This is a genomic window from Rhodoferax sp. (assembly GCF_030653815.1).
In the GTDB taxonomy this organism is placed as follows: domain Bacteria; phylum Pseudomonadota; class Gammaproteobacteria; order Burkholderiales; family Burkholderiaceae_C; genus Rhodoferax.
In genome coordinates this window covers 149,723-172,469 of the sequence record NZ_JAURYQ010000006.1, presented here as the reverse complement: position 1 = coordinate 172,469, position 22,747 = coordinate 149,723, and the positions used below count along the sequence as shown (strand labels likewise).

Genomic DNA, 22,747 nt, shown 5'->3' with positions numbered 1-22,747 from the left:
CAGGTGCGCCCCTTAAAATCCGTACATTCTTTAGGAGACCACGATGGGTTCATTTTCTATTTGGCATTGGTTGATTGTTCTGTTGATCGTCATCATGGTGTTTGGCACCAAAAAACTTAAAAATCTCGGCGGCGACCTCGGTGGTGCCGTCAAGGGTTTCAAGGAAGGCATGAAAGACGGTGGCACTGCGCCGGAAGACAAGGCGGCTGAGTCTGCCCAGGTGGCTAATGCAGCGGCGGCTGAAAAAACCACGATCGACGTGGAAGCCAAGCAAAAGTCCTGATGAGCGCACGGTTGGCCGCATGCGGTCTGGCGCAAGGCCTGCATGATTGATCTCGGTATTTCCAAGCTGGCCATGATCGGTGCTGTGGCACTGATCGTCATTGGCCCTGAAAAATTGCCGCGTGTCGCACGTACGGTGGGTACCCTGCTTGGCAAGGCTCAGCGCTACGTGAGCGACGTCAAGGCCGAGGTCAGTCGCTCCATGGAGCTTGATGAACTCAAGAAAATGAAGGAAAGTGTCGAAGCTGCGGCCAAGGACGTCAGTGAGTCGGTGCAAAGCAGTGCTGCCGACTTCGAGAAAACCTGGGCAGATGCCACCCAAGTGGATACCGGATCGGGTTCTGATTACCAGCTCGCCCTGCCTGAGCCCTCGCCCGAGTACCGGCACCCCAAGAAAAACTGGCGTCTCAAACAAGGGGCCACGCCCAACTGGTTCAAGGCCCGTACCGGTGTGCGTACCAAAGCCCTGTCGGGCGCGGCCCGGGTGGCGCGTTTCCGACCCACCAAATTCAATTGATGACTGATTCCCCAAAAAAAGACGACGAGTTGGCCGGTTCCGAGCAGCCTTTCGTGGCGCACCTGGTCGAGCTGCGTGATCGGCTGGTCAAGGCCTTCATTGCGGTTGCGGTGGTGGCGGTGGCGCTGGGTGTCTATCCCGGCCCCGGTGCTTTGTACGACCTGATGGCGGCCCCCTTGGTGGCCCATTTGCCCAAGGGCGCCACGCTGATTGCCACCTCGGTGATTTCGCCCTTCATGGTGCCGCTCAAGGTGCTGTTGATGGCCGCTTTCATGATTGCCTTGCCCGTGGTTTTGTACCAGTTGTGGGCCTTTGTGGCGCCCGGGCTGTACTCGCACGAAAAAAAGCTGGTGATGCCGCTGGTGGTGTCCAGCACCGGGCTGTTTTTCATTGGTGTGGCGTTTTGCTATTTCTTTGTTTTTGGCCGCGTCTTTGCCTTCATTCAGAGTTTTGCGCCGGCCAGCATCACGGCCTCGCCTGATATCGAGGCCTACCTCGGTTTCGTGTTGTCCATGTTTCTTGCCTTTGGTATGGCGTTTGAAGTGCCCGTGGTCGTGGTGGTACTGGCGCGCATGGGCATTTTCAGCATTCAAAAGCTCAAGGAATTTCGCGGTTACTTTGTCGTTTTGGCTTTCATCATTGCGGCCATCGTGACACCGCCCGACGTGGTATCACAACTGGCCCTGGCCATCCCGATGTGCCTGCTGTACGAAGTGGGTATCTGGGCAGCGCAAATTTTCATCCGGCACACCAAAAAGCCCGAAGACAGCGCCGAAACAAGCAGCAGTCCGGGCTAAAACGGGCGACCCAAGCCTGATTTAAGCCGTCGCTTATTGCGCTTGTCGCCGCGCTTTTGGGCGCACACCGGGCGTCACCTGCAGCTTCGTTTTTCCCTGCGTGCGCTGCACTTCAAAAGCTGCGGCCGTGCCTGGTTTGAGCGCTGCCACCTGGGTCAGCAGTTCGGCCACGTTGCGAATGTCCTGATTGCCTATGCGGGTCACCACATCGCCAGGTTTCATTCCCGCCTGAGCCGCCGGACCGTTTTGCAGAACGCCGGTGATGATGACGCCTTGCTGTGCTGCCACGCCAAAAGTTTGCGCCAGTTCGGGCGTGAGTTCATTGGGTTCCACCCCGATCCAGCCACGCGTGACCTGGCCGTCTTTCACAATGCCCTCCAGCACCATTTTTGCGGTGGACACAGGAATGGCAAAACCAATGCCCATGCTGCCTCCCGAGCGCGAATAGATGGCGGTATTGATGCCCAGCAGGTTGCCGTCGATGTCCACCAGCGCTCCCCCAGAATTGCCCGGATTGATGGCAGCGTCGGTCTGGATGAAATTCTCAAAAGTGTTGATGCCCAACTGGTTTCGCCCCAGGGCGCTGACAATGCCACTGGTCACGGTTTGGCCCACGCCAAACGGGTTGCCAATGGCCAGCACCTGGTCGCCCACCTGCAGGCTGTCGGAGTTGCCCAGCACCATGACCGGCAAGCGCTCCAGTTCAATTTTGAGCACGGCCAGGTCAGAGTCCGGGTCGGTGCCGATCACCTTGGCGGGCGCACGCCGGCTGTCGTTCAGGATCACTTCAATCTCGTCAGCACTTTCCACCACGTGGTTGTTGGTCAGGATGTAGCCGTTGGCACTCACGATCACGCCACTGCCCAGACCCACCTGTGGCGCATTTTCCTGGTCACCAAAAAAAAACCGGAACCAGGGATCGCTGCTGTGTGGGCTCGACCGGGCATTTTTACTGGTGTTGATGCTCACCACGGCTGACGATGACTTTTGTGCTGCCAGCCGAAAGCTGCCTGCTGGCACTTCCGTGGCGACCCCTGCAGGCGCTTCAATCAGCGCAACCGAGGCCGGTTGGACGTTGACGCCATCCAGCCAGGCCGGTTTGAGCGTCAGCACCACAAAGTAGACGGCCAGCAGCACCGTGACCGATTGAGAAAATAACAACCAAAATCTTTTCATGACAGGGCAAGCATGAAGCTTGGTGAAGGTGGAACAGCACTAGGCCGGCAAATTGTAGGTCTACTGACCCTTTTCAAGGTCCGCCAATAGCGGCATGCCCTCATCTCAGGCCAATATCCCGCGAATAGCCCGAGCCTCGGCGCCGTTGGCTTCGTCCGCTTATCATCAAGTTTCTCATCAGTTGGGGTCAGAGCACGTCGCCAGGCGAGTGATCTGACTCGCAATCTTTTCTAAAGGCCTTGACCCGGACATGTGTGAACGAGCTGAATTACTGCGCGCGCTGGACGACTTGTTGCAACCTGAGCGCTTCAAAGACTACGGGCCCAATGGCTTGCAGGTGGAGGGCCGGGCGCAAGTGGGCAAACTTGTCTCGGGGGTCACTGCCAGCCGTGCCCTGATCGAAGCCGCCATTGCCGCTGGGGCGGACACCATTTTTGTGCATCATGGTCTGTTTTGGCGAGGCCAGGACGGCTGCGTGACCGGCTGGATGAAGCAGCGGCTGGCTTTGCTGCTGGCGCATGACATCAATCTGTTTGCCTACCACTTGCCGCTGGATGCCCATCCCACCCTCGGCAACAACGCGCAGCTCGCGCTGCAGCTGGGCCTGGTGGCGCAGTCGCAGTTTGGCGAACAAGCGCTTGGCTGCCTGGGACAGCGCGCGGACGGTCAATCATTTGCGTCGCCGCAAGACCTGGCGGCGCACATCGAGCAGGCACTCGGGCGCGCGGTGACCTTGGTCGGTGAGCAGCATAAAACGCTTCGCAAAATAGCCTGGTGCAGCGGTGGCGCGCAAAGCTACTTTGAGGCCGCTATCGAAGCGGGCGCCGACGCCTTCATCACCGGTGAGCTATCCGAGCCACAGGCCCATTACGCACGCGAATGCGGTGTCGCTTATCTGGCCTGTGGTCACCATGCCACCGAGCGCTACGGCGCACCCGCAGTGGCCGCCCATGTGGCCGCCCAATTGGGCCTGGTGCATGAATTCATTGACATCGATAACCCCGCCTGACATGACTGAATCAACCCGCTCATTGCCCATTGCCATTACCCTGGGGGACCCGGCTGGCATCGGCCCCGAGACCATCGTCAAGGCGTTTCGTGATGCACCGGATCTCACGCGTGGCTGCTTTGTGGTGGGCGACGTCGCCACCCTGCGTCGGGCCGCGGCGGTGGTGGCAGGGCCCGGTGTCGCCCTGCCAGTGGCCACCTTGGCCGACTTGCAGGAGGTGCTGGATTGCCCGCCACGCTGTATCCCGGTTTGGCAAATCAGCTCGACCGCTTTGGCAGGTGGCGAGCCTGCTGCCTTTGGCCGGGTCAGCGCCGGCGCGGGGCAATTGGCGGGTGACTGTGTGGTCTGGGCGGCCAAGGCGGCCTTGCGTGGCGAGGTGGCTGCCCTCGTCACGGCGCCGCTGAACAAGGCGGCGCTGTCCTTGGTCGGGGCACCCTATGACGATTTTCCGGGCCACACCGAACTGCTGCAATCCTTGGCAGCGGCGCATCTCAAGACCTCGGTGACGCAACTGCCGGTGCGCATGATGCTGGCGAACGACGAACTGCGTGTGGTGCTGGTCAGCATCCATGTGTCCTTGCGGCAGGCCCTGGCGGCGGTCACCTTTGAGCAGGTGCTCGAATCCTTGCTGATCACGCACCGCTCCCTGCAGGCCATTCTGGGGCGTGCGCCGCGGATCGGCGTGGCCGGGCTGAATCCGCATGCTGGCGAAGGGGGTCTGTTTGGTCGAGAAGAACTGGACATCATCGGGCCCGCCGTGATGGCGGCGCGCGCCCAAGGGGTGCAGGCCAGTGACCCGCTGGCCCCTGACACGGTTTTCATGCGCGCACGGGCGCAGCCGGGCCAGCCCGGTGAGTTTGATGTGGTGTTGGCGATGTACCACGATCAGGGACTGATTCCCGTCAAGTACCTGGGCGTGGACAAGGGTGTCAACGTGACCTTGGGCTTGCCGCTGGTGCGGACCAGCCCGGACCATGGCACAGCCTTTGACATTGCCGGTACTGGCAAGGCAGATGCTTCCAGCCTGATGGAAGCGATTCGCGTTGCGCGGCAGCTCATCCCTGGCGCCCGGGCGGACTTCATCGAACGAGAGGCAAACGGCTCCGTTAGAATCTAGGGTTGTTACTAATTCCATTTTTCCATTGAGGACTCTCATGAGTGAAACGCTCGCCGCAAGCGGCCCCATCGACCCAAGTAAAAGGACCTGGCTCATTGCATCTGGTTGTGCTGGTGCAGTGGGCGGTATCGCCGCAGCAGTTCCTTTTGTGAGCTCCTTTCAACCCTCCGAAAAAGCCAAAGCCGCTGGTGCAGCGGTTGAAGCTGACATTTCCGCGATCAAACCCGGGGAAAAGATGACCGTGGAATGGCGTGGCAAGCCGGTCTGGATCGTGCGTCGCACGCCGGAGCAGCTGGCGGCGCTACCCAAGCTCAACGACCAACTGGCTGACCCGCTGTCGCAGCGCAAGCCGACCGAGCAGGCCCCTGAGTACGCCCGCAAGGACGAGAGCCGGTCCATCAAGCCGGAGTACCTGGTGGTGGTGGGTATCTGCACCCATCTGGGTTGCTCGCCTTCAGAAAAGTTCACAGCCGGCCCACAACCCTCCTTGCCTGACGACTGGACTGGTGGTTTTTTCTGCCCCTGCCACGGTTCAACGTTCGATCTGGCAGGACGTGTTTTCAAAAACAAACCGGCACCCGACAACCTCGAGGTTCCGCCGCACATGTACCTTTCCGACACCAAGTTGCTCATTGGTGAAGACAAAAAAGCCTAAGGACAAAAAACATGGCTACTTTTCACGAAATCTCCCCCAACGCTTCTGCTGGTGAAAAAGCACTGAATTGGGTCGACAACCGTTTCCCGCTCTCCAAGCTCTTCAAGGAGCACATGAGCGAGTATTACGCGCCGAAGAACTTCAATCTTTGGTACATCTTCGGTTCTTTGTCGCTGTTGGTGCTGGTGATCCAGATCGTCACGGGCATTTTCCTGGTGATGCACTACAAGCCCGATGCCGCCCTGGCTTTTGCCTCGGTCGAATACATCATGCGTGACGTGCCCTGGGGCTGGTTGATTCGCTACATGCACTCCACGGGCGCCTCGGCCTTCTTTGTGGTGGTGTACCTGCACATGTTCCGTGGCCTGATGTACGGCAGCTACCGCAAACCGCGTGAACTGATCTGGCTGTTTGGTTGCGGCATCTTTTTGGCCTTGATGGCCGAAGCCTTCATGGGTTATCTGCTGCCTTGGGGCCAGATGAGCTATTGGGGTGCTCAGGTGATCGTGAACCTGTTCTCGGCTATTCCGTTCATCGGCCCGGACCTGGCGCTCTTGATTCGTGGCGACTTCGTGGTGGGTGATGCCACCCTGAATCGCTTCTTCAGCTTCCACGTCATCGCGGTGCCGCTGGTGCTGCTGGGCCTCGTGGTGGCGCACATCATCGCCTTGCATGAAGTCGGCTCCAACAACCCCGACGGCATCGAAATCAAGGCCACCAAGGACGCCAACGGCATTCCGCTCGACGGCATTCCTTTCCACCCTTACTACTCTGTGCACGACGTGTTTGCAGTCAGCATGTTCCTGTTCGTGTTCTCTGCCATCGTCTTCTTTGCGCCAGAAATGGGCGGGTACTTCCTCGAATACAACAACTTCATCCCGGCAGACCCGTTCCAGACGCCGCTGCACATTGCGCCTGTCTGGTACTTCACGCCGTTTTACACCCTGTTGCGCGCCGTGACCTCGGAAATGATGTACGTGCTGATGGCCTGTGTGCTGGCGGGTGCTGTGCTGGCCGTTGTCAAAATCAAGATGCCCAGCCTGTTCAAGGCTGTGATCGTGGGTGGGGCTCTCGTGGTGGTCGCCATGATGATGGCCATCGATGCCAAGTTCTGGGGCGTGGTCGCCATGGGCGGCGGTGTCGTGATCCTGTTCTTCCTGCCCTGGCTCGACAACAGCCCGGTCAAGTCGATTCGCTACCGTCCCACTTGGCACAAGGCCTTGTACGCTGCCTTTGTCATCAACTTTTTCGTCATCGGTTACCTGGGCACGCAACCCGTATCAGACATTGCCGGTCGTATTTCCCAGTTTGGCACCTTGTTCTACTTCGGCTTTTTCCTGCTGATGCCCTGGTGGAGTCGCCTGGGGACCTTCAAACAAGTGCCCAGCCGCGTCAACTTCACGGCCCATTGAACTGGAGAACACAACATGAAAATCATGGGTTTCACAAAAAAAATCATGCTTGGTATGGCGCTGGCCCTGGGGCTGGCCGGTGCGGTGCAGGCGGCGTCGGTAGGCGCGGCTTGGGACAAGGCGCCAAACAAGATCACCGACATGGCGGCCTTGCAAAGCGGCGCCAAGGTATTCGTCAACTATTGCCTGAACTGCCACTCGGCTGCTTTCATGCGCTACACCCGCCTGACCGATATTGGTTTGACGCAGGAGCAGATCAAGGACAACCTGCTGGTCACCAACAGCAAAATTGGCGACACGATGAAGGCCGCCATTGATCCACAACAGGCCAAGGCCTGGTTTGGTGTCAATCCGCCTGACCTCACCGTGATCGCCCGTTCACGTGCCGGTGCCGGTGGGACCGGGGCCGACTACCTCTATTCGTACATGCGCGGTTTTTACAAGGACGACACCAAGCCCACGGGTTGGAACAACCATGTTTTCCCGAACGTGGCCATGCCGCATGTGCTATGGGAAATGCAAGCCAGCATGACGCCGGGTCAGTACGACCAGACCATCGGCGACCTGGTGAACTACCTGCAGTGGATGGCCGAGCCGGCCCAGACCACGCGTAAAGCCATCGGCATGTGGGTGCTGATCTTTTTGGCTGGCTTGATCTTTCTGACCTGGCAACTGAATAAAGCCTATTGGAAAGACATCAAATAGCACCATCTACCTGTCTGGGGAGCGTCTTGAGTGGCGCCCCGCAGACTCTTTTGAGTGGGCCGCCTAACCGCCGTCCGCTTTTACTTTTTTAGGAGCCTCCACCATGATGGTGCTTTACTCGGGTACAACTTGCCCCTTCTCACACCGCTGCCGTTTCGTCCTGTTCGAGAAGGGCATGGACTTTGAGATTCGTGACGTTGACCTGTACAACAAACCCGAAGACATCAACGTCATGAACCCTTATGGCCAGGTGCCGATTCTGGTCGAGCGTGATTTGATCCTTTACGAATCCAACATCATCAACGAGTACATCGACGAGCGCTTTCCGCACCCGCAGTTGATGCCCGGTGACCCGGTCGATCGGGCACGCGTCCGCTTGTTTTTGCTGAACTTTGAAAAGGAGCTGTTCACCCATGTGATCACGCTCGAATCCCGTACCGCCAAGACCAATGAAAAAGCGCTGGAAAAAGCCCGCGCTCACATTCGTGACCGGCTCACCCAGCTGGCGCCGGTGTTTTTGAAAAACAAATTCATGCTCGGTGAAGGTTTCTCCATGCTCGACGTGGCCATTGCGCCGCTGCTTTGGCGTCTGGACTACTACGGCATCGAACTCAGCAAGAACGCGGCGCCTTTGCTCAAGTACGCGGAGCGCATTTTTTCTCGCCCCGCCTACATTGAGGCGCTCACGCCGTCTGAAAAAGTCATGCGCAAATAACGGCCGCTACTGACGTCATGAAGCCAGCTCCGGAATTGACCTCGTCCCAGCCCTACCTGATTCGTGCCTGGCACGAATGGTGCACTGACAACGGTTTGACGCCTTACGTCACGGTCTGGGTCGACGGCAGCGTGCAGGTGCCGCGTGAGTACGTCAAGGATGACGAGATCGTGCTCAACATCAGCTATGACTCCACCACCAGCCTGCAGCTTGGCAACGACTATCTGGCATTCAAGGCCCGGTTTGCTGGCGTGGCGCGCGACGTCATGGTGCCGGTAGACCGTGTGCTGGCCATTTTTGCCCGGGAAAATGGCCAGGGCATGGCCTTTCCAAAAGCCAGTCCGCATGCGCAAGGCGCTGACCAGTCCGCGTTGGCTGAAGATGATGAGCCGCAGGATCAAGACCGCAGCAGTGCGGAGCTGGTGTCGTCCCATCTGGCCAGCGTGCCGGCGACTGCCCCTGAATCTGTAAGCGCCACAAAGAGCGCGGTGAGCAAGCCCAAGACGGGCGGACGGCCCACGCTGACGCGCATCAAATAAGCCTTGCACGCAGGCGAATTCGGCGTGAATCTGCCATGTAAAATACAACTTGTGCCGATTTAGCTCAGTTGGTAGAGCAACCGCCTTGTAAGCGGTAGGTCATCAGTTCGAATCCGATAATCGGCACCATTTCACTGTTGTCAACAGTACCAGAACCCTTCAAAACCCGCCTCGTTTGTCCGAGCGCGGGTTTTTTATTGCTGACAATTTTCTGGTCAAGTCTGCCGGCTGCCAAAGCCGTTTTGCCGCCAGGCCTCGAACACCGTCACCGCCACCGCGTTCGACAGGTTCAGGCTGCGCTGGCCCGGCAGCATGGGTAACTTGAAGGTTTGCTGTGCTGCGAATGATCGGCGCACCTCCTCACTCAGGCCCTTGGTCTCGGAGCCAAACACGAGGTAGTCACCGGCCAGGAAGCTCGCCTCGAACGCGTTTTGTGTGGCGCGGGTGGTCAGCGCGAACAGGCGTTCAGGCAGGGGCTGCTCTTCATCCAGAAAGCTCTGCCAACTGACGTGACGTTTGAGGGTGGCGTATTCGTGATAGTCCAGCCCGGCGCGGCGCATGTGTTTGTCGTCCATCGAAAAACCCAGCGGCTCCACCAGGTGCAGGGTGCAGCCGGTGTTGGCCGCCAGCCGGATGACGTTGCCGGTATTGGGAGGGATTTCGGGCTCAACCAGAACAATATGAAACATGTCTGCATTGTCGCGCAGGCTTATTCAGTGCGCGCCACCACCAGACCGGTGATGTGGGATGCCCCGGCCGCCTTGAGCACGCGCGCGGCGGTGTTCAACGACGCTCCGGTGGTCATGACATCATCAACCAGCACCAGCTGCGCGCCTTTGACTGTCGAAACTTTCAGTGGATCTACGGCAAAAGCCTGATTCAGGGCGGTCAGGCGCTGGGTGCGCTTGAGTCCGTGCTGTGCGGGTGTGTCCACCACGCGCAGCAACAGGTCCGTGTGTGTTTTGGACGCGCTGAGATGGTTGGCCAACAACAGGGCCTGGTTGTAACCGCGCTGCTGCAGGCGTTGACTGGACAGCGGCATCGGTAGCAACAGATCAGCCGCTTCCAGCGCCGGCTCGACCCAGGGCGTGGCCTTGAGCAGGTGGGCAAAGAATCCGGCCAGTGCGGGCTGCTCATTGAACTTGAAATCGGCCATCAAGTGCGCCCAGGGAAAGGCGTAGGGCACGGCGGCCAAGCACAGATCCAGGGGCGGTGGTTCCCGTAGGCAGGCACCGCACTGGGACAGACCCGCCAGCAAGGGCAAGGCGCAGGTGCGACAGCGCGCCTGGGGCTGGGCAAATTCGGCCACACAGGCGTCGCAAACGGGCTGCGCCGGCCAGCTGCGGCAGACCCGGCATTGGCTGGCGGGAGGCTGCAACATCCTTGAGAAAAAGCGGGCGAACATTCAGTCAATATACTCGCGTCTTCTTTTTGATTGCGCCATGGCCCATTTATCGCCCCCCTCCGTTGATCCACAGGCTGCTTTGCGCTGGCAACACCGGCCTGCGGCGGCCTCGGCCTGGTTGCATGAAGAGGTTGCGCGGCGTATGCAGGAACGGCTGGACTGGATCACCTGTCAGCCGCAAAGTTGGCTGCATTGGGCGCCGCTCAATGGAGGCATGCAGGCCCATGCCCTTTTAACGCAGCGTTATCCGCGCGCGACCTGTACCTTGGTTGAGCCCGGTGGTGCAAACGCCCGGCATGTCGAACGGATGGTGACGCCGCCTTGGTGGCAGGCCAGGCGTTGGCTGCAAGCCCGGTCGCAGGTGCTTGCCGAGGTCACGCAGCCGGCCCAAATGCTGTGGGCCAACATGAACCTGCACATGAGCCACCAGCCGCAGGCCTTGCTGCAGCAGTGGCATCGGGCCCTGGCGGTGGATGGTTTTTTGATGTTTTCGTGCCTGGGTCCGGACAGCCTCAAAGAGCTGCGGGTGCTCTACCAGGCGCTGGACTGGCCAGCGCCGAGCCACGAATTCACCGACATGCACGATTGGGGTGACATGTTGATCGGTGCCGGCTTTGCCGAGCCGGTGATGGACATGGAGCGCATCACGCTCACCTTCGAGTCGCCGCAGCGGGTGCTTCAGGAGTTGCGGGGCTTGGGGCGCAACCTTCACGTCGACCGCTTCCAGGCCTTGCGTGGGCGCCGCTGGCATACCCAGCTGCTCGACGCCATTGAGAAAAATGCCATGCAATTGACTTTTGAGGTGGTGTATGGCCACGCCTTCAAGCCGGCGCCCAAGCTCGCGGTGCAGGCACAAAGTGAAATCACGCTGGACCAGATGCGTGCTGCCCTGACGCGCGGCAAAGTCGCAAGCGCTGGCCGCCCTGAACCGCAATCCAGTCTGAATCAACATGAATGAACTCGACTTTCGTTGGGCGCTGATGGCGCTTTGCCTGCTGATTCTTTTGGCCTCTTTTGCCGCGCTGCTGTGGGCTTCCTGGCGGCACCATCGGCGCGGTCAGCTGGCGCAGGACAATTTTCACAGTTCGCTGTTGATCGAGATGGCCTGGACTATCGCACCCTGCATCATTGTGCTGTTGCTGGTGTGGCCGATCGTGCGCATTTTCTGGCTCCCCTGACCTTGCCAAACAAGTTTCCTGGGTTCGCCCGGATATGGGGTTTCCCCTTGTAGTTTTTGGGGGATTTGCGGCTGATGATCCATTAGAATCGATTGATAAATATCAATTAGATGACCATTGTTCGGTCATCAATCCCCACACGAAGGACCGCGATTTATGCGTAGCATGTACAAGTTTGGCTTGAGCGTTCTGCTGGCTTTGGGCTCGGTAGCCGCTTGGGCTGAGTATGCTTTCAATTTTCCGGAGCCCGTGACACCGATTGCACGCGAAACGCTGCACATGCACAACCTCGTCATGGTGGTGATTTTGGTGCTGTTTTTCCTGGTCTTTGGCTTGTTGATTTATTCTTTTCGTGTGCATCGCAAGGACGCTGGTTACAAGGCGGCCAGTTACACCGGCCCGACCAATCGCAAGCAGTGGCTTTGGGTCCTGTCGCCCTTTGCCCTGCTGGCGTTTCTTGACTACGTGGTGATTGGCATTCCTGCCTACCACGCGGTGGTGATGTACGAGGACACCAAGACCGACGCAGAACTGGTGGTCAAGGTGACGGGTAGCCAGTGGCTGTGGCAGTACGAGTTTCCGGCCGAAGGCGTCAGCTTTACCAGTCGCATGACCACCCCGCGAGATCAGATTGACAACGGGGCGGCCAAGGGCGAGCATTATTTGCTGGAGGTGGACAACCCGCTGGTCTTGCCTGTCGGCAAAAAGGTGCGTTTCATCACCACTTCCAATGACGTGATCCACAGCTGGTGGGTGCCCGCTTTCGGTGTCAAGCGCGACGCCGTTCCCGGTTTCTTGCGGGAATTCTGGGCCACTGTTGAGAAAACCGGAACCTACCGCGGCCAGTGTTCTGAGCTTTGCGGTAAAGAGCATGGCTTCATGCCGGTCGTGGTTCATGTGGTCAGTGACGAAGAGTTTGCCAAGTGGTTGGCCAGCAAAAAAGCCCCGGCGGCGGCAGTAGTGCCAACGGCCGCCCTGGCGCCCGTGGCGCAGCTCGCGCTGGCAAAAGCCCAGTAAAACGGCATCAAATTTCAGAAATTCAGTAGAAGGAGTTGGCAATGGCACACGATATGGCACATGGCATGCCGGTGGGTGATTCCCATGCGGGACACTACAAGGGCGGGTGGATGCGCTGGTTGGAAACCACCAACCACAAAGACATCGGGATCATGTACCTGATTTTTGGTTTCGCCATGCTCTTTGTCGGTGGTGCCATGATTCTGGTGGTTCGCGCCGAGTTGTTTCAGCCTGGCCTGCAATTCGTGCAACCCGAGTTGTTCAACCAGTTGATCACCCTGCACGGCCTCGTCATGGTGTTTGGCTTCGCCATGCCGGCGGCCACCGGTCTGGCCAACTACATGTTGCCCATGATGATTGGCGCGCCTGACATGGCGCTGCCCCGCTTGAACAACTGGGGCTTCTGGATTTTGCCGCCCGCTGCCATCATGCTGACGCTGCCGTTTTTCCTGGGTTTGATGGGTGTGGGCCCTGGCGGCGTTGATACCGGCTGGACGCTGTACGCCCCCTTGTCGATTCAAAGCGGTTGGGGCATGGACTTTGCCATTTTTGCCATTCACATGCTGGGTGTGTCGTCCATTCTGGGCTCGATCAACGTGATCGTGACCATCCTGAACATGCGCGCCCCGGGCATGACGCTGATGAAGATGCCGCTCTTCGCCCATGGCTTTCTGATGACGGCCGTGCTGCTCATCACCATCATGCCGGTGTTCGCGGGTGGCGTCACCATGGTGCTGATGGACCGCCACTTTGGTACCCATTTCTTCAATGCCGCCGGCGGCGGTGACCCGGTGCTGTGGCAGCATATTTTTTGGTTCATGGGTCACCCGGAGGTGTATGTGCTGCTGCTGCCGATTGCCGGCGCACTGCCCCACGTGTTCTCGGCCTTTGCGCGCAAGCCGATTTATGGTTACAAGGCGCAGGTGTATTCGTTCTGGGCCATTGCCGGTCTGGGCTTGATTGTGTGGGCCCATCACATGTTCACCAGTGGCATGTCACTGGGTGGACAGATCTACTTCATGTACATCACCATGGCCATCTCGTTCCCGCTGGCGGTGCTGTTCTTTTGCTGGATCGCCACGGTCTGGCAAGGTTCAATCACCTTTGAAACGCCGATGCTGTTTGCCCTGGGTTTCCTGGTGTTGTTCGGTTGGGGTGGCCTGACCGGGCTGGCCTTGTCCGACGCGGCAGCTGACCCCCAGTACCACAATGCTTATTTCCTGGTGGCGCACTTCCACTACGCGTTTTACCCGTCTGCGGTGATGGGTGCCATGGCGGCGGTGTACTACTGGCTACCCAAGTGGACCGGCCACATGCTTGATGAGACCATGGGCAAATGGCACTTCTGGGTGGCTGTGGTGGGCTTCAACCTGACCTTCATTCCGCAGTTTTTTGTCGGTCTGGCGGGCATGCCGCGTCGTATTCCCGACTACCCGCTGATGTTTGCCGAGTGGAACATGCTGTCCAGTATTGGCGCGTTCATCTTGGGTGTGTCGCACCTGATCTTTGTCTACAACGTCTACAAGACCATCAAGGGTGGCGAAAAGGCGGGCGACAAGGCTTGGGAAGGCGCCGAGGGCCTGGAGTGGACCGTGCCGTCACCGGCGCCGTACCACACCTTCGAGACACCTCCCGTCATCAAATAACCGTCATTGAGATCGAGATGAAATTGCCGGAGATGGAGCGCGCTGCCTTTGACGCAGCCGAGTGGGACAAGCGCAGGCGCAACAACAAGCGCCTGGGCTACCTTGTTGCCGTGATCGTCGTGATGATCTTTTTGGGTTCCATATGGAAATATCGCCCCTTTTGACCGGCCAGACCGGGGCTGAGCGCCAGCGCAGCAATGTGCGCATGGGAATCAAACTCGGCTTCGTGGCGCTGTTTTTTGTCGGTTTCGGCTTTGGCATGGTGCCCTTGTACGACGTCTTTTGTGAGATCACCGGGCTCAACGGCAAGACCAACAGCGAGGCCATGGTGGCAGACCAGAACACCCAGGTCGATCTGTCGCGCTCGGTCAATGTCGAATTTCTCAGCCATACCATGCCCGGCGTGGGTCTGAGCTTCAAGCCCGAGCAGTTTTCCATTCGCATCCATCCCGGTGAAATTTCCCGCATGAATTACACCGTCACCAACCACAGTGACCAGGTGTTCGTGGGGCAGGCCATTCCCAGTGTGACGCCGGCGGTGGCGTCACTGCATTTTGAAAAGCTGGAGTGTTTCTGCTTTACCCAGCAAACCTTCCAGCCTGGAGAGTCGCGCACCATGCCGGTGGTGTTTGTGGTGAACCCCAAGCTGGACCGTGACATGGGCACCGTGACCCTGTCCTACACTTTCTTTGAAGCCGTCAAGACAAAAAGCTGATCATTAAGGAAAAAAATGACAAACGCCCCCCAAGCTGCTGCACGCGGCCACTACTTTGTGCCGGCTGCCAGCCATTACTCGACCTTTTTGTCGGTCGGTATCTTCATGTTGGCCCTCGGATTCATCTTCAGGCTCAACGGAACGCCCCCCGGCATCTGGAGCATGTTGTTGGGTGCAGCGCTGATTGTTTACGTGATCATTGGCTGGTTTGGCGAGTTGATCAGCGAGAACCTGCGTGGTGCCTACACGGTGTGGGAAGATCGCTCGTACCGCATCGGCATGGTCTGGTTCATTTTTTCTGAGGTCATGTTCTTTGCCTGCTTTTTTGGCGCGCTGTACTACATTCGCCAGATTTCCCTGCCGGAGTTGGGTGGCTACGAGGCTGCGTTAACGCCCTATGCACAATTTACCAGTGTCTGGCCCAGCGCCGGTCCCATGGGTGACCCGTTCATGCCGATGGGTGCCTGGGGCATTCCGGCCATCAACACCATGCTGCTGCTGACATCCGGTGCCACCCTCACCTGGGCGCATTGGGGCCTGATCAAGGGCAAGCAAAGCCAACTGACCTGGGGCCTGGCCATGACCGTCGCGCTGGGCCTGACCTTCATGGGTTTTCAGGTGTACGAATATGCCCACGCCTATGCCGAGATGGGCCTGACCCTGGGTGCCGGTGTATACGGTGCCACGTTTTACATCCTGACCGGTTTTCACGGTCTGCACGTCACCCTGGGCACCATCATGCTCATGGTGATGCTCGGGCGCGGCATGAAGGGGCACCTGTCGGCGCACAACCACTTTTCGTTTGAGGCGGTGGCTTGGTACTGGCACTTTGTTGACGTGGTCTGGCTGATTTTGTTTGTCTTTGTTTACATTCTCTGAGGCAGACACCGCACCTGAACATTTGACCTTCAAGCCCACCCAGGTGGGCTTCTGGCATCACCCGCGGCCTGGAATCAGGCCGAAGTAAAAGCTGGCCAACAGCGTCAGGAACAGGCCGATGGACAAGCTAATGCGCACGGTCAGGGCTTGCACCACCCGTTTGCGCTTGTCAGGGTCGTCGGTCTTGAAAAGCAAGGCCAGCGCACTGAATAGACTTACCAAAATCAGTGCCAAGGTCGCCAGAATTAAAATTTTCGCCAGCATCACAGTCTCTTTGAAAAGTTTGACTGCATTATGCTTTTTAACCTCAGGTCCATGTTCCAGAATCGTCTCCGTATTCGTCTGATCCCGACGCTGGCCATGCTGCTGGGCTTGGTCATGTTCATCTATCTCGGCTTATGGCAGGCCGGCAAGGGTGAGCGCCTGGCCCAGGAGCTGGCGCAACGCGCGCAGCGCAGCCAGTTGGGGCCCACGCCGATGTCAGGCCAACTGCTGGATGCCCAGACCGCTCAGGATGCTGCATTCACCGTGATGGGAACCTACGAGGCACAACATCAGATTTTTCTGGACAACCGCCAGGAAAATGACCAACCTGGTGTTCACGTCATCACCCCCTTGAAAATAGAAGGCAGTGACACCCGGGTGCTGGTCAACCGCGGTTGGGTCGGCTGGACGCAGGGGCGCTCGGTGCTGCCCGTGGTGGCCACGCCCGAGGGGCGGGTCCAAATTACCGGCATCGCCAACGTGCCATCGACCAAAAAGTTTTTCCTGATGCCGGACCGTCCCGAGGCGCAGGCCAAGCTATGGTCGCGGGTGGACCTGCAGCGCTTTCAGCAGCAGCTCGGGCATCCATTGCAGCCCGTGGTGTTGCAGCAGACCGGCGGTGATACACCCGACACGCTGGTGCGCCGCTGGGCGCCGCCCGAAGACCGCGTTGGCATGCACCGGGGTTACGCGTTTCAGTGGTTTGGCATGGCCGTGGCTCTGCTGTTGTTCTTCTTTTTCGCCAGCGTGCGCAAAGGCGTGCCGTCATGAACCCGTCGCCACCGGATGAAGTGTTGGGCCTGACGGTGCATTCGCTGCCCAAGCCGGGCGAGGCGGCGCGCGCAGTAGCCAGTGGCCGTCTGAAATTGTTGGCTATTCTGTTGGCTTGTTCGCTGCCGGTCCTGGTGGCTTATTTTGTTTTTCACGTGATGCGACCTCAAGGACAGGCCGGGCTCGGGGAACTCATCACCCCGGTGCGTGCTGTCCCCGAAGTGCAGGCAAGTACCCTGGATGGCGCCAGTCTCGCTTTGCCATCGCTCAAGGCGCAGTGGTTGCTGGTCAAGGTGGATGGCGGGGCCTGCCTGCAGGACTGCCAAAAGCAGTTGACGGTATTGCGCCAGTTCCGTTTGATGCTGGGCAAGGACATGGACCGCCTGGACTGGCTCTGGTTGATCAATGACCAGGCACCGGTGGATCCGACCTTGGCAGCCAGCCTGAAAAAGGACAGTGCGACCGTGCTGCGTGTCGACGCTGCGCACTTGGCACGCTGGTTGCCCGCACCCGCTGGCAAAGTTCAGCAAGACTTCATTTACGTGGTGGACCCGATGGGCAACACCATGATGCGCTTTCCTTCGCAGCTTGACAGTGTCGCTGCCAGCAAAGCAAAACGTGACATGGCGCATCTGTTGCGGGCCTCCCTGGCGTGGGATCCACCAGGGCGCCAGGCTGGCGTGGCGGGCCAATGACCCCATGAACGCGCAACCCCTCTATGACCTGACACCCCTGGCCAGCCTGTTGCTGGTGGGCGCGCTGCTGGCCCTTGGGCCGTTGGCCTGGGTCTACTGGCGCAACCGCCACCATGCGCCCTTGCAGCGCGCCCAGGCACTGCGCCTGTTCACGCTTTTCTTGACCTTCGATCTGATTCTGTTTGGTGCTTTCACCCGGCTTACCGATTCGGGCCTGGGTTGCCCGGATTGGCCGGGTTGTTACGGCAGCACCTCGCCACTGGGCGCCCAGCACGCCATTGCCGCGGAGCAGGCTGCCATGCCCACCGGTCCGGTGACGCAGGCCAAGGCCTGGATCGAGATGCTGCACCGTTACCTGGCCACTGGGGTCGGCGCGCTGATCGTGGCCATGACACTCACCAGTTGGTTGCAATGGCGCATCAGCGCGCGCGCCGGGGGGAAGCCGTCCCCAGGGGCGCTGTCGCCCTGGTGGGCCACGTTCACCCTGTTCTGGGTCTGCTTGCAGGGGGCGTTTGGCGCCCTGACGGTCACCATGAAGTTGTTTCCCGCCATTGTCACCTTGCACCTGGCGGGTGCCCTGGTGCTGCTGGCCTTGCTGGCGCTGCAGGTGGTGCGCGGCAACCCGACGCCGCCAAGTCGGGTGCTGCCGGCTGGCCTTCGCCGCTGGCTCGTTCTCGGGCTTGCCTTGCTGTGGGTACAAATTTTGCTCGGAGGCTGGGTCAGCACCAACTATGCGGTACTGGCCTGCAGCGACTTTCCGCAGTGTCAGGGCCGCTGGTGGCCCGAGATGAATTTCAGCCAGGGCTTCGAGTTGTGGCGCCATTTGGGTGTGACCGGTACTGGCGAACCCCTCGATTTCTCAGCTCTGACCGCCATCCACTACGTGCATCGATTGATGGCCTACCTGGTACTGGTCGTGCTCGCGTTGCTGGCCTGGCAACTCAATCGCAGCGACGCGTGGCGCAACCCAAGTCGCGCGTTGGCAGCGCTGGTGGGCTTGCAACTGGCCACTGGGCTGAGCAATGTGGTGCTGGACTGGCCGCTCCTGGCTGCGCTGTTGCACACCGGCGGCGCCGCCGCGCTGGTGCTGACGCTGACCTGGACCCTGGCCGGTTCGGCGTCCTCAGCTCCCCAGCAAGCGGGACGTCTGCCGTGACTACCCTGGCGTCGCCGGTCGCCCTGTCGGCCTTTGCCCAGTATTACGCGCTGACCAAGCCGCGCGTCATCCAGCTGATTGTCTTTTGTGCCTTGATCGGCATGGTGCTGGCGGTGCCCGGCGTGCCGTCCTGGCGCGAGGTGGGGGTGGCCGCCGTTGCCTGTCTGGGCATCTGGCTGGTCGCGGGAGCGGCGGCGGCCTTCAACTGCATCATCGAAAAAAGCATTGATGCCAAGATGAAGCGCACCGCCTGGCGGCCCACGGCCAAGGGCGAACTTGGCGACCGGCAAACCCTGCTGTTTTCAGCCACCCTGTGTGCGCTGGGTTCTGCGCTGCTCTACTTTGCGGTGAATCCGCTGACGATGTGGTTGACGTTCGCCACCTTCATTGGCTACGCGGTGATCTACACCGTCATTTTGAAGCCGTTGACGCCCCAAAACATTGTGATTGGTGGCGCCTCCGGGGCCATGCCGCCGGTATTGGGCTGGGCCGCCATGGCGGGCAATGTCGGGCCCGAGGCCATCATTCTGTTTCTGATCATTTTTTTGTGGACGCCGCCGCATTTCTGGGCACTGGCCCTGTACCGTGTGGAGGACTACCGCAAGTCCGGCCTGCCGATGCTGCCCGTGACCCATGGCAACGCGTTCACCCAGTTGATGGTGTTGCTCTACACCTTTATCCTGCTGGCGGCGTGTTTGCTGCCCTTTATCTACGGCATGAGTTCCTGGCTGTACCTGGTGGTCGCGGTGCTGTTGAACGCCGGGTTCATCCTGCATGCTTGGTGGTTATGGCGTGATTATTCTGACCTGCTGGCGCGCAAGACCTTTCGTTTCTCGCTCATCCACCTGAGCCTGTTGTTCGCTGCGCTGCTGATTGATCATTACGTCTAACGGCCAAGGCGATGGTCTGGCCCGGTTTATCATCGACCGCATGAACAAACGAAACGCGATCAAATCAATCACGGCCGGCGCCATGCTGCTGGGCGCGGCAAGTCTTTTTTCCGCCTGCTCGCCCAATGCCCCCCAGTTCACGGCCATTGACATCACCGGTGCCGATTACGCCAAAGGCTTTTCCCTGACCGACCACAATGGGCAGGTGCGCACGCTGCAGGATTTCCAGGGGAAAATTGTCATGATGTTCTTCGGCTACACCCAGTGCCCGGACGTCTGCCCCACCTCCATGCTGGAGATGGCCCGGATCAAGCAGTTGCTGGGCAAGGACGGTGAGCGCGTCCAGGGCTTGTTTGTCAGTGTCGACCCGGAGCGCGACAAGCCGGACATGCTCAAGGAGTACATGGCCGCTTTCGACCCGACATTTTTGGCCTTGGTGCCCACGCCCGAACAGCTGACCTTGCTGGCCAAGGATTACAAGGTCTATTACAAAAAAGTGGACGGCCCGACCCCCACCAGCTACACCATGGACCACACCGCGGGCAGCTACGTCTACGACACCCGCGGCAAGCTGCGCTTGTTTACCCGCTACGGCACCAAGCCCGAGTTGACGGCGGCTGACATCAGGCAACTGCTGGTGTCTGCACCCTGAGGCCGGGGGCATCCGCGTGATGCCTTGCGCCTTGTGAGTGAACCCTGCGCATTGTCATGTGCCGGCTGGCGGGCCTGGGGTACAGTCAGAACCGTTCATTGCTCGTCACGGGCACTTACTGAAGTCAAAACAGGAGAAAAAATATGCAGATTCAGGTCAATACAGACGATCACATTCAAGGTGGAGAAGGTTTGGCGCAATGGGTGCGCGACGAAGCGACCGGTCGCCTGGCCCGTTTCAAGGACTACGTTACCCGTCTGGAAGTTTTTTTGACCGACATTGACGGTGCAAAATCTGGCGTCAACGACAAGCGGTGTCGTCTTGAGGCTCGCTTGGCCGGGCGTCAGCCGGTTACCGTGACGGCCGAAGCCGACAAGATGGCGGGCGCTTTCATCAGTGCCGTGGACAAGTTGGCCAGCGCGCTGGACACCGACCTGGGTCGCGCCAAGGACCGTCACGGGCGTGACACGATTCGCGCAGCGGCGCAAGAGTAGTCGTCGCGTTGCCCGGCTACGCCGGGCTGGCTGGCTACTGGTTGCTCACCCCCAGTTTTTTGATGATGTCGCCATAGAGCAAGGTGTCCGACTGGATGCGCTTGGCCAGTCCTTCGGGCGAGGAGCCCACCACTTGCCACCCTTGGGAAAACAGTTTTTGCCGGACTTCCGGGGAACGCGCAATGTCGCTGACGAGGCTAGCCAGTTTGGCCACCAGAGCCGGTGGCATGGACTTGGGGGCTGCCACGGCGTTCCAGATTTCCAGATTGAAGTTGGCCACCCCCACTTCAGCCATGCTGGGCAATTCAGGTGCCAAGGCGCTGCGGCCACTGGACGTCACGCCAATGGCGCGTAACTTGTCGCCCTTGACCTGAGCCAGGGCCAGAGCGGGTGGCAACATGGACAACTGCAATTGCCCGCCGATCATGGCCGTGGCCACCTGGGCATAGCCAGGGTAGGGGACGTGAACGGCTTGGGTGCCGGTTTTACTCTGGAGCAACTCCATGCCAACGTGCCCGATCGTGCCGACACCGGGCGAGCCATAGCTCCAGCGGTTACCGGCTTGTCTGGCCGCTGCCAGAAACGCAGGGGCGTCAGCACCCGGTGCGGTTTTCGGCGCCATCAACACCAGTGGCGAGACACCCACCAGACTCACGGGCAGCAAGTCCTTGAGCGGGTCGTAGGGCAACTTGGGGTTGAGCAGTTTGGCCGTGGTGAGATTGCCGTTGATCATCAGGCCCAAGGTGTGGTTGTCCGTGGCCTTGGCCACGTAATCGGCGGCAATGTTGCCACCGGCTCCCACCTTGTTTTCCACAATCACCGGTTGGCCCAGCGCTTTGGATAAAGGCTCGGCCAGTGTGCGCGCTGTCAGGTCCGGCGACGACCCGCCAGGAAAGCCGACGATGATGCGCAAGGTCTTGGCAGGCCAGGGTGTTACTTTCGACGGCGCCTGGGCGGCCGCGCACAGGGGCAGGACGCCGACGGTGATCGAGATGAGGCTTAGTTTGATCCATGGGCGAGGCATGATGACTCCTGTAAAAAACACCCCTGAAGCCGGGGCTGTCAGGGGTATTGTGGCGCAGCGCCTGGCGCCTGCTGGCGTGGGCCAGAGATTCAGGCAAATTCAACCAGCACTTTTTTCATTTTTTTCATGGCGGCGACCTCGATCTGGCGAATACGCTCGGCGCTGACACCATGCACCGCCGCCAGATCATGCAGTGTCATGCCGCCGCTACTGTCGTCATTCACCTTCAGCCAGCGTTCTTCCACGATATGTCGGCTGCGCTCGTCCAGTGTGTCCAGCGCCATCGCAATGCCGTCACTGGCCAGTAGATCGCGGTGATGCGCTTCCAGCATGGCCGTGGGTTCGTGTGCCGAATCGGTCAGGTAGGCAATCGGGCCAAAGGCATCTTCGCCATCATCTGACGGACTCGGGTCCAGCAGTACATCGCCGCCCGCCAGGCGCGCTTCCATCTCAATCACTTCCTCGCGCTTGACATGGAGTTCAGCGGCCATCGCATCGATCTGGCTTTCGTTGAGTGTGTTGCGGTGCGTGTCGAGGTCAGCCGCCGCGTCATCACTCTGGTAACGCTGCTTCATGGAGCGCAGGTTGAAAAACAGCTTGCGCTGGGCCTTGGTGGTGGCGACCTTGACCATGCGCCAGTTTTTCAGGATGTACTCGTGGATTTCGGCCTTGATCCAGTGCAGGGCGTAGCTCACCAGGCGCACGCCCTGGTCCGGATCAAAGCGTTTGACAGCCTTCATGAGGCCCACGTTGCCTTCCTGGATCAGGTCACCATGCGGCAGGCCGTAGCCCAGATACTGGCGCGCAATCGACACCACCAGCCGCAGGTGGGACAACACCAACCGCCCTGCCGCCTCCACATCGCTGTCCTGGCGCAGTTTGCGGGCGTAGCTTTGTTCTTCTTCCAGGGTCAGCATGGGCATGCGGTTGACGGCCGCAATGTAGGCATCCAGATGGCCCAGCGCCGGTACCACCGACCAGGGATTTGCCAGGGTCAGGGGGTTGCCAGTAACGTCAGTGTAAGTAGACATGCCAGA

At 59.6% G+C, this 22,747-nt stretch carries 29 protein-coding genes and 1 tRNA gene; 24 read left to right on the top strand and 6 right to left on the bottom strand.

From position 1 onward, the window contains the following. Positions 1-43 precede the first annotated feature (43 nt). Genes tatA through tatC form a run of 3 tightly spaced genes read left to right on the top strand, consistent with a single transcriptional unit; the run spans position 44 to position 1,596 of the window. Positions 44-283, top strand: coding sequence for a Sec-independent protein translocase subunit TatA (gene tatA, locus Q7U49_RS01965; protein ID WP_304762072.1), 240 nt, complete (start codon positions 44-46; stop codon positions 281-283). A gap of 42 nt (positions 284-325) precedes the next feature. Next, positions 326-799, top strand: a complete 474-nt coding sequence (gene tatB, locus Q7U49_RS01960) for a Sec-independent protein translocase protein TatB (RefSeq protein ID WP_304762071.1) — start codon at positions 326-328, stop codon at positions 797-799. Next, complete coding sequence (tatC, locus tag Q7U49_RS01955) at positions 799-1,596, top strand: twin-arginine translocase subunit TatC (RefSeq protein ID WP_304762070.1); 798 nt, start codon at positions 799-801, stop codon at positions 1,594-1,596. Before tatB ends, tatC begins: the two co-directional genes overlap by 1 nt. A gap of 33 nt (positions 1,597-1,629) precedes the next feature. On the opposite strand, the gene Q7U49_RS01950 is transcribed toward tatC, so the two are convergent. Continuing rightward, positions 1,630-2,772 (bottom strand): S1C family serine protease, encoded by a 1,143-nt coding sequence (locus Q7U49_RS01950; protein ID WP_304762069.1) that lies wholly within the window; start codon positions 2,770-2,772, stop codon positions 1,630-1,632. Positions 2,773-3,022: 250 nt separating this feature from the next. Here Q7U49_RS01950 and Q7U49_RS01945 point away from each other — a divergent pair, with 250 nt between their 5' ends. From Q7U49_RS01945 to Q7U49_RS01910, 8 genes are all read left to right on the top strand, one after another. Continuing rightward, a complete protein-coding gene (locus tag Q7U49_RS01945) occupies positions 3,023-3,781 on the top strand; it encodes a Nif3-like dinuclear metal center hexameric protein (protein WP_304762068.1) in 759 nt (252 codons plus the stop codon). 1 nt (position 3,782) lies between these two features. Next, positions 3,783-4,898: a 4-hydroxythreonine-4-phosphate dehydrogenase PdxA gene (pdxA, locus tag Q7U49_RS01940; RefSeq protein ID WP_304762067.1), complete on the top strand. Its 1,116-nt coding sequence runs from the start codon at positions 3,783-3,785 to the stop codon at positions 4,896-4,898. Between the two features lie 37 nt (positions 4,899-4,935). Beyond that, a complete protein-coding gene (petA, locus tag Q7U49_RS01935; protein WP_304762066.1) occupies positions 4,936-5,553 on the top strand; it encodes a ubiquinol-cytochrome c reductase iron-sulfur subunit in 618 nt (205 codons plus the stop codon). 11 nt (positions 5,554-5,564) lie between these two features. Next, entirely contained in the window at positions 5,565-6,965 is a 1,401-nt protein-coding gene (locus Q7U49_RS01930; protein ID WP_304762065.1) for a cytochrome bc complex cytochrome b subunit, read from the top strand. Positions 6,966-6,980: 15 nt separating this feature from the next. Continuing rightward, positions 6,981-7,670: a cytochrome c1 gene (locus tag Q7U49_RS01925; RefSeq protein ID WP_304762064.1), complete on the top strand. Its 690-nt coding sequence runs from the start codon at positions 6,981-6,983 to the stop codon at positions 7,668-7,670. A 103-nt stretch (positions 7,671-7,773) separates the two neighbouring features. Next, positions 7,774-8,385, top strand: a complete 612-nt coding sequence (locus Q7U49_RS01920; protein WP_304762063.1) for a glutathione S-transferase N-terminal domain-containing protein — start codon at positions 7,774-7,776, stop codon at positions 8,383-8,385. Between the two features lie 17 nt (positions 8,386-8,402). Continuing rightward, the gene (locus tag Q7U49_RS01915; protein WP_304762062.1) at positions 8,403-8,924 is read left to right on the top strand and encodes a ClpXP protease specificity-enhancing factor; all 522 of its coding nucleotides are present in this window, start codon (positions 8,403-8,405) and stop codon (positions 8,922-8,924) included. A gap of 53 nt (positions 8,925-8,977) precedes the next feature. Continuing rightward, positions 8,978-9,053: transfer RNA gene (locus tag Q7U49_RS01910), tRNA-Thr, on the top strand. 86 nt (positions 9,054-9,139) lie between these two features. Here the strand turns inward: Q7U49_RS01910 and Q7U49_RS01905 are convergent. Together Q7U49_RS01905 and Q7U49_RS01900 are read right to left on the bottom strand one after the other, a co-directional pair. Then, positions 9,140-9,613, bottom strand: a complete 474-nt coding sequence (locus tag Q7U49_RS01905) for a tRNA (cytidine(34)-2'-O)-methyltransferase (RefSeq protein ID WP_304762061.1) — start codon at positions 9,611-9,613, stop codon at positions 9,140-9,142. A 20-nt stretch (positions 9,614-9,633) separates the two neighbouring features. After that, entirely contained in the window at positions 9,634-10,329 is a 696-nt protein-coding gene (locus Q7U49_RS01900; protein ID WP_304762060.1) for a ComF family protein, read from the bottom strand. A gap of 37 nt (positions 10,330-10,366) precedes the next feature. On the opposite strand from Q7U49_RS01900, the gene Q7U49_RS01895 reads away from it, so the two are divergent. The 7 genes from Q7U49_RS01895 (at position 10,367) to Q7U49_RS01865 (ending at position 15,764) form a co-directional block, all read left to right on the top strand. Continuing rightward, positions 10,367-11,287 (top strand): biotin synthase, encoded by a 921-nt coding sequence (locus tag Q7U49_RS01895; protein ID WP_304762059.1) that lies wholly within the window; start codon positions 10,367-10,369, stop codon positions 11,285-11,287. Next, the gene (locus Q7U49_RS01890; RefSeq protein WP_304762058.1) at positions 11,280-11,507 is read left to right on the top strand and encodes a cytochrome c oxidase subunit II transmembrane domain-containing protein; all 228 of its coding nucleotides are present in this window, start codon (positions 11,280-11,282) and stop codon (positions 11,505-11,507) included. The genes Q7U49_RS01895 and Q7U49_RS01890 overlap by 8 nt, the downstream gene beginning before the upstream one ends. A 156-nt stretch (positions 11,508-11,663) precedes the next feature. After that, entirely contained in the window at positions 11,664-12,524 is an 861-nt protein-coding gene (gene coxB / locus Q7U49_RS01885) for a cytochrome c oxidase subunit II (protein WP_304762057.1), read from the top strand. 41 nt (positions 12,525-12,565) lie between these two features. Then, a complete protein-coding gene (locus Q7U49_RS01880) occupies positions 12,566-14,170 on the top strand; it encodes a cytochrome c oxidase subunit 1 (protein ID WP_370653947.1) in 1,605 nt (534 codons plus the stop codon). 17 nt (positions 14,171-14,187) lie between these two features. Further along, a complete protein-coding gene (locus Q7U49_RS01875) occupies positions 14,188-14,334 on the top strand; it encodes a hypothetical protein (RefSeq protein ID WP_304762056.1) in 147 nt (48 codons plus the stop codon). Next, a complete protein-coding gene (locus tag Q7U49_RS01870; protein WP_304762055.1) occupies positions 14,313-14,885 on the top strand; it encodes a cytochrome c oxidase assembly protein in 573 nt (190 codons plus the stop codon). Before Q7U49_RS01875 ends, Q7U49_RS01870 begins: the two co-directional genes overlap by 22 nt. 15 nt (positions 14,886-14,900) lie before the next feature. Continuing rightward, positions 14,901-15,764, top strand: coding sequence for a cytochrome c oxidase subunit 3 (locus Q7U49_RS01865; protein ID WP_304762054.1), 864 nt, complete (start codon positions 14,901-14,903; stop codon positions 15,762-15,764). Between the two features lie 57 nt (positions 15,765-15,821). On the opposite strand, the gene Q7U49_RS01860 is transcribed toward Q7U49_RS01865, so the two are convergent. Next, on the bottom strand, positions 15,822-16,028 hold the full coding sequence (locus tag Q7U49_RS01860) for a twin transmembrane helix small protein (RefSeq protein ID WP_304762053.1): 207 nt from the start codon (positions 16,026-16,028) through the stop codon (positions 15,822-15,824). A 51-nt stretch (positions 16,029-16,079) separates the two neighbouring features. On the opposite strand from Q7U49_RS01860, the gene Q7U49_RS01855 reads away from it, so the two are divergent. From Q7U49_RS01855 to Q7U49_RS01830, 6 genes are all read left to right on the top strand, one after another. Continuing rightward, positions 16,080-16,799, top strand: coding sequence for an SURF1 family protein (locus Q7U49_RS01855; protein WP_304762052.1), 720 nt, complete (start codon positions 16,080-16,082; stop codon positions 16,797-16,799). After that, positions 16,796-17,494: a hypothetical protein gene (locus tag Q7U49_RS01850; RefSeq protein ID WP_304762051.1), complete on the top strand. Its 699-nt coding sequence runs from the start codon at positions 16,796-16,798 to the stop codon at positions 17,492-17,494. The genes Q7U49_RS01855 and Q7U49_RS01850 overlap by 4 nt, the downstream gene beginning before the upstream one ends. Positions 17,495-17,498: 4 nt before the next feature. Next, complete coding sequence (locus Q7U49_RS01845) at positions 17,499-18,650, top strand: heme A synthase (RefSeq protein ID WP_304762050.1); 1,152 nt, start codon at positions 17,499-17,501, stop codon at positions 18,648-18,650. Beyond that, entirely contained in the window at positions 18,647-19,540 is an 894-nt protein-coding gene (gene cyoE, locus Q7U49_RS01840) for a heme o synthase (RefSeq protein ID WP_304762049.1), read from the top strand. Before Q7U49_RS01845 ends, cyoE begins: the two co-directional genes overlap by 4 nt. A gap of 40 nt (positions 19,541-19,580) precedes the next feature. Continuing rightward, on the top strand, positions 19,581-20,192 hold the full coding sequence (locus Q7U49_RS01835) for an SCO family protein (RefSeq protein ID WP_304762048.1): 612 nt from the start codon (positions 19,581-19,583) through the stop codon (positions 20,190-20,192). Between the two features lie 143 nt (positions 20,193-20,335). Further along, positions 20,336-20,686 carry an HPF/RaiA family ribosome-associated protein gene (locus tag Q7U49_RS01830; RefSeq protein ID WP_304762047.1) on the top strand — a complete coding sequence of 117 codons (351 nt, stop codon included), beginning with the start codon at positions 20,336-20,338 and terminating at the stop codon, positions 20,684-20,686. A 34-nt stretch (positions 20,687-20,720) separates the two neighbouring features. On the opposite strand, the gene Q7U49_RS01825 is transcribed toward Q7U49_RS01830, so the two are convergent. Next, positions 20,721-21,710: a tripartite tricarboxylate transporter substrate binding protein gene (locus Q7U49_RS01825; RefSeq protein ID WP_304762046.1), complete on the bottom strand. Its 990-nt coding sequence runs from the start codon at positions 21,708-21,710 to the stop codon at positions 20,721-20,723. Positions 21,711-21,799: 89 nt separating this feature from the next. Then, the gene (gene rpoH, locus Q7U49_RS01820) at positions 21,800-22,741 is read right to left on the bottom strand and encodes an RNA polymerase sigma factor RpoH (RefSeq protein ID WP_304762045.1); all 942 of its coding nucleotides are present in this window, start codon (positions 22,739-22,741) and stop codon (positions 21,800-21,802) included. Positions 22,742-22,747: the final 6 nt, after the last annotated feature.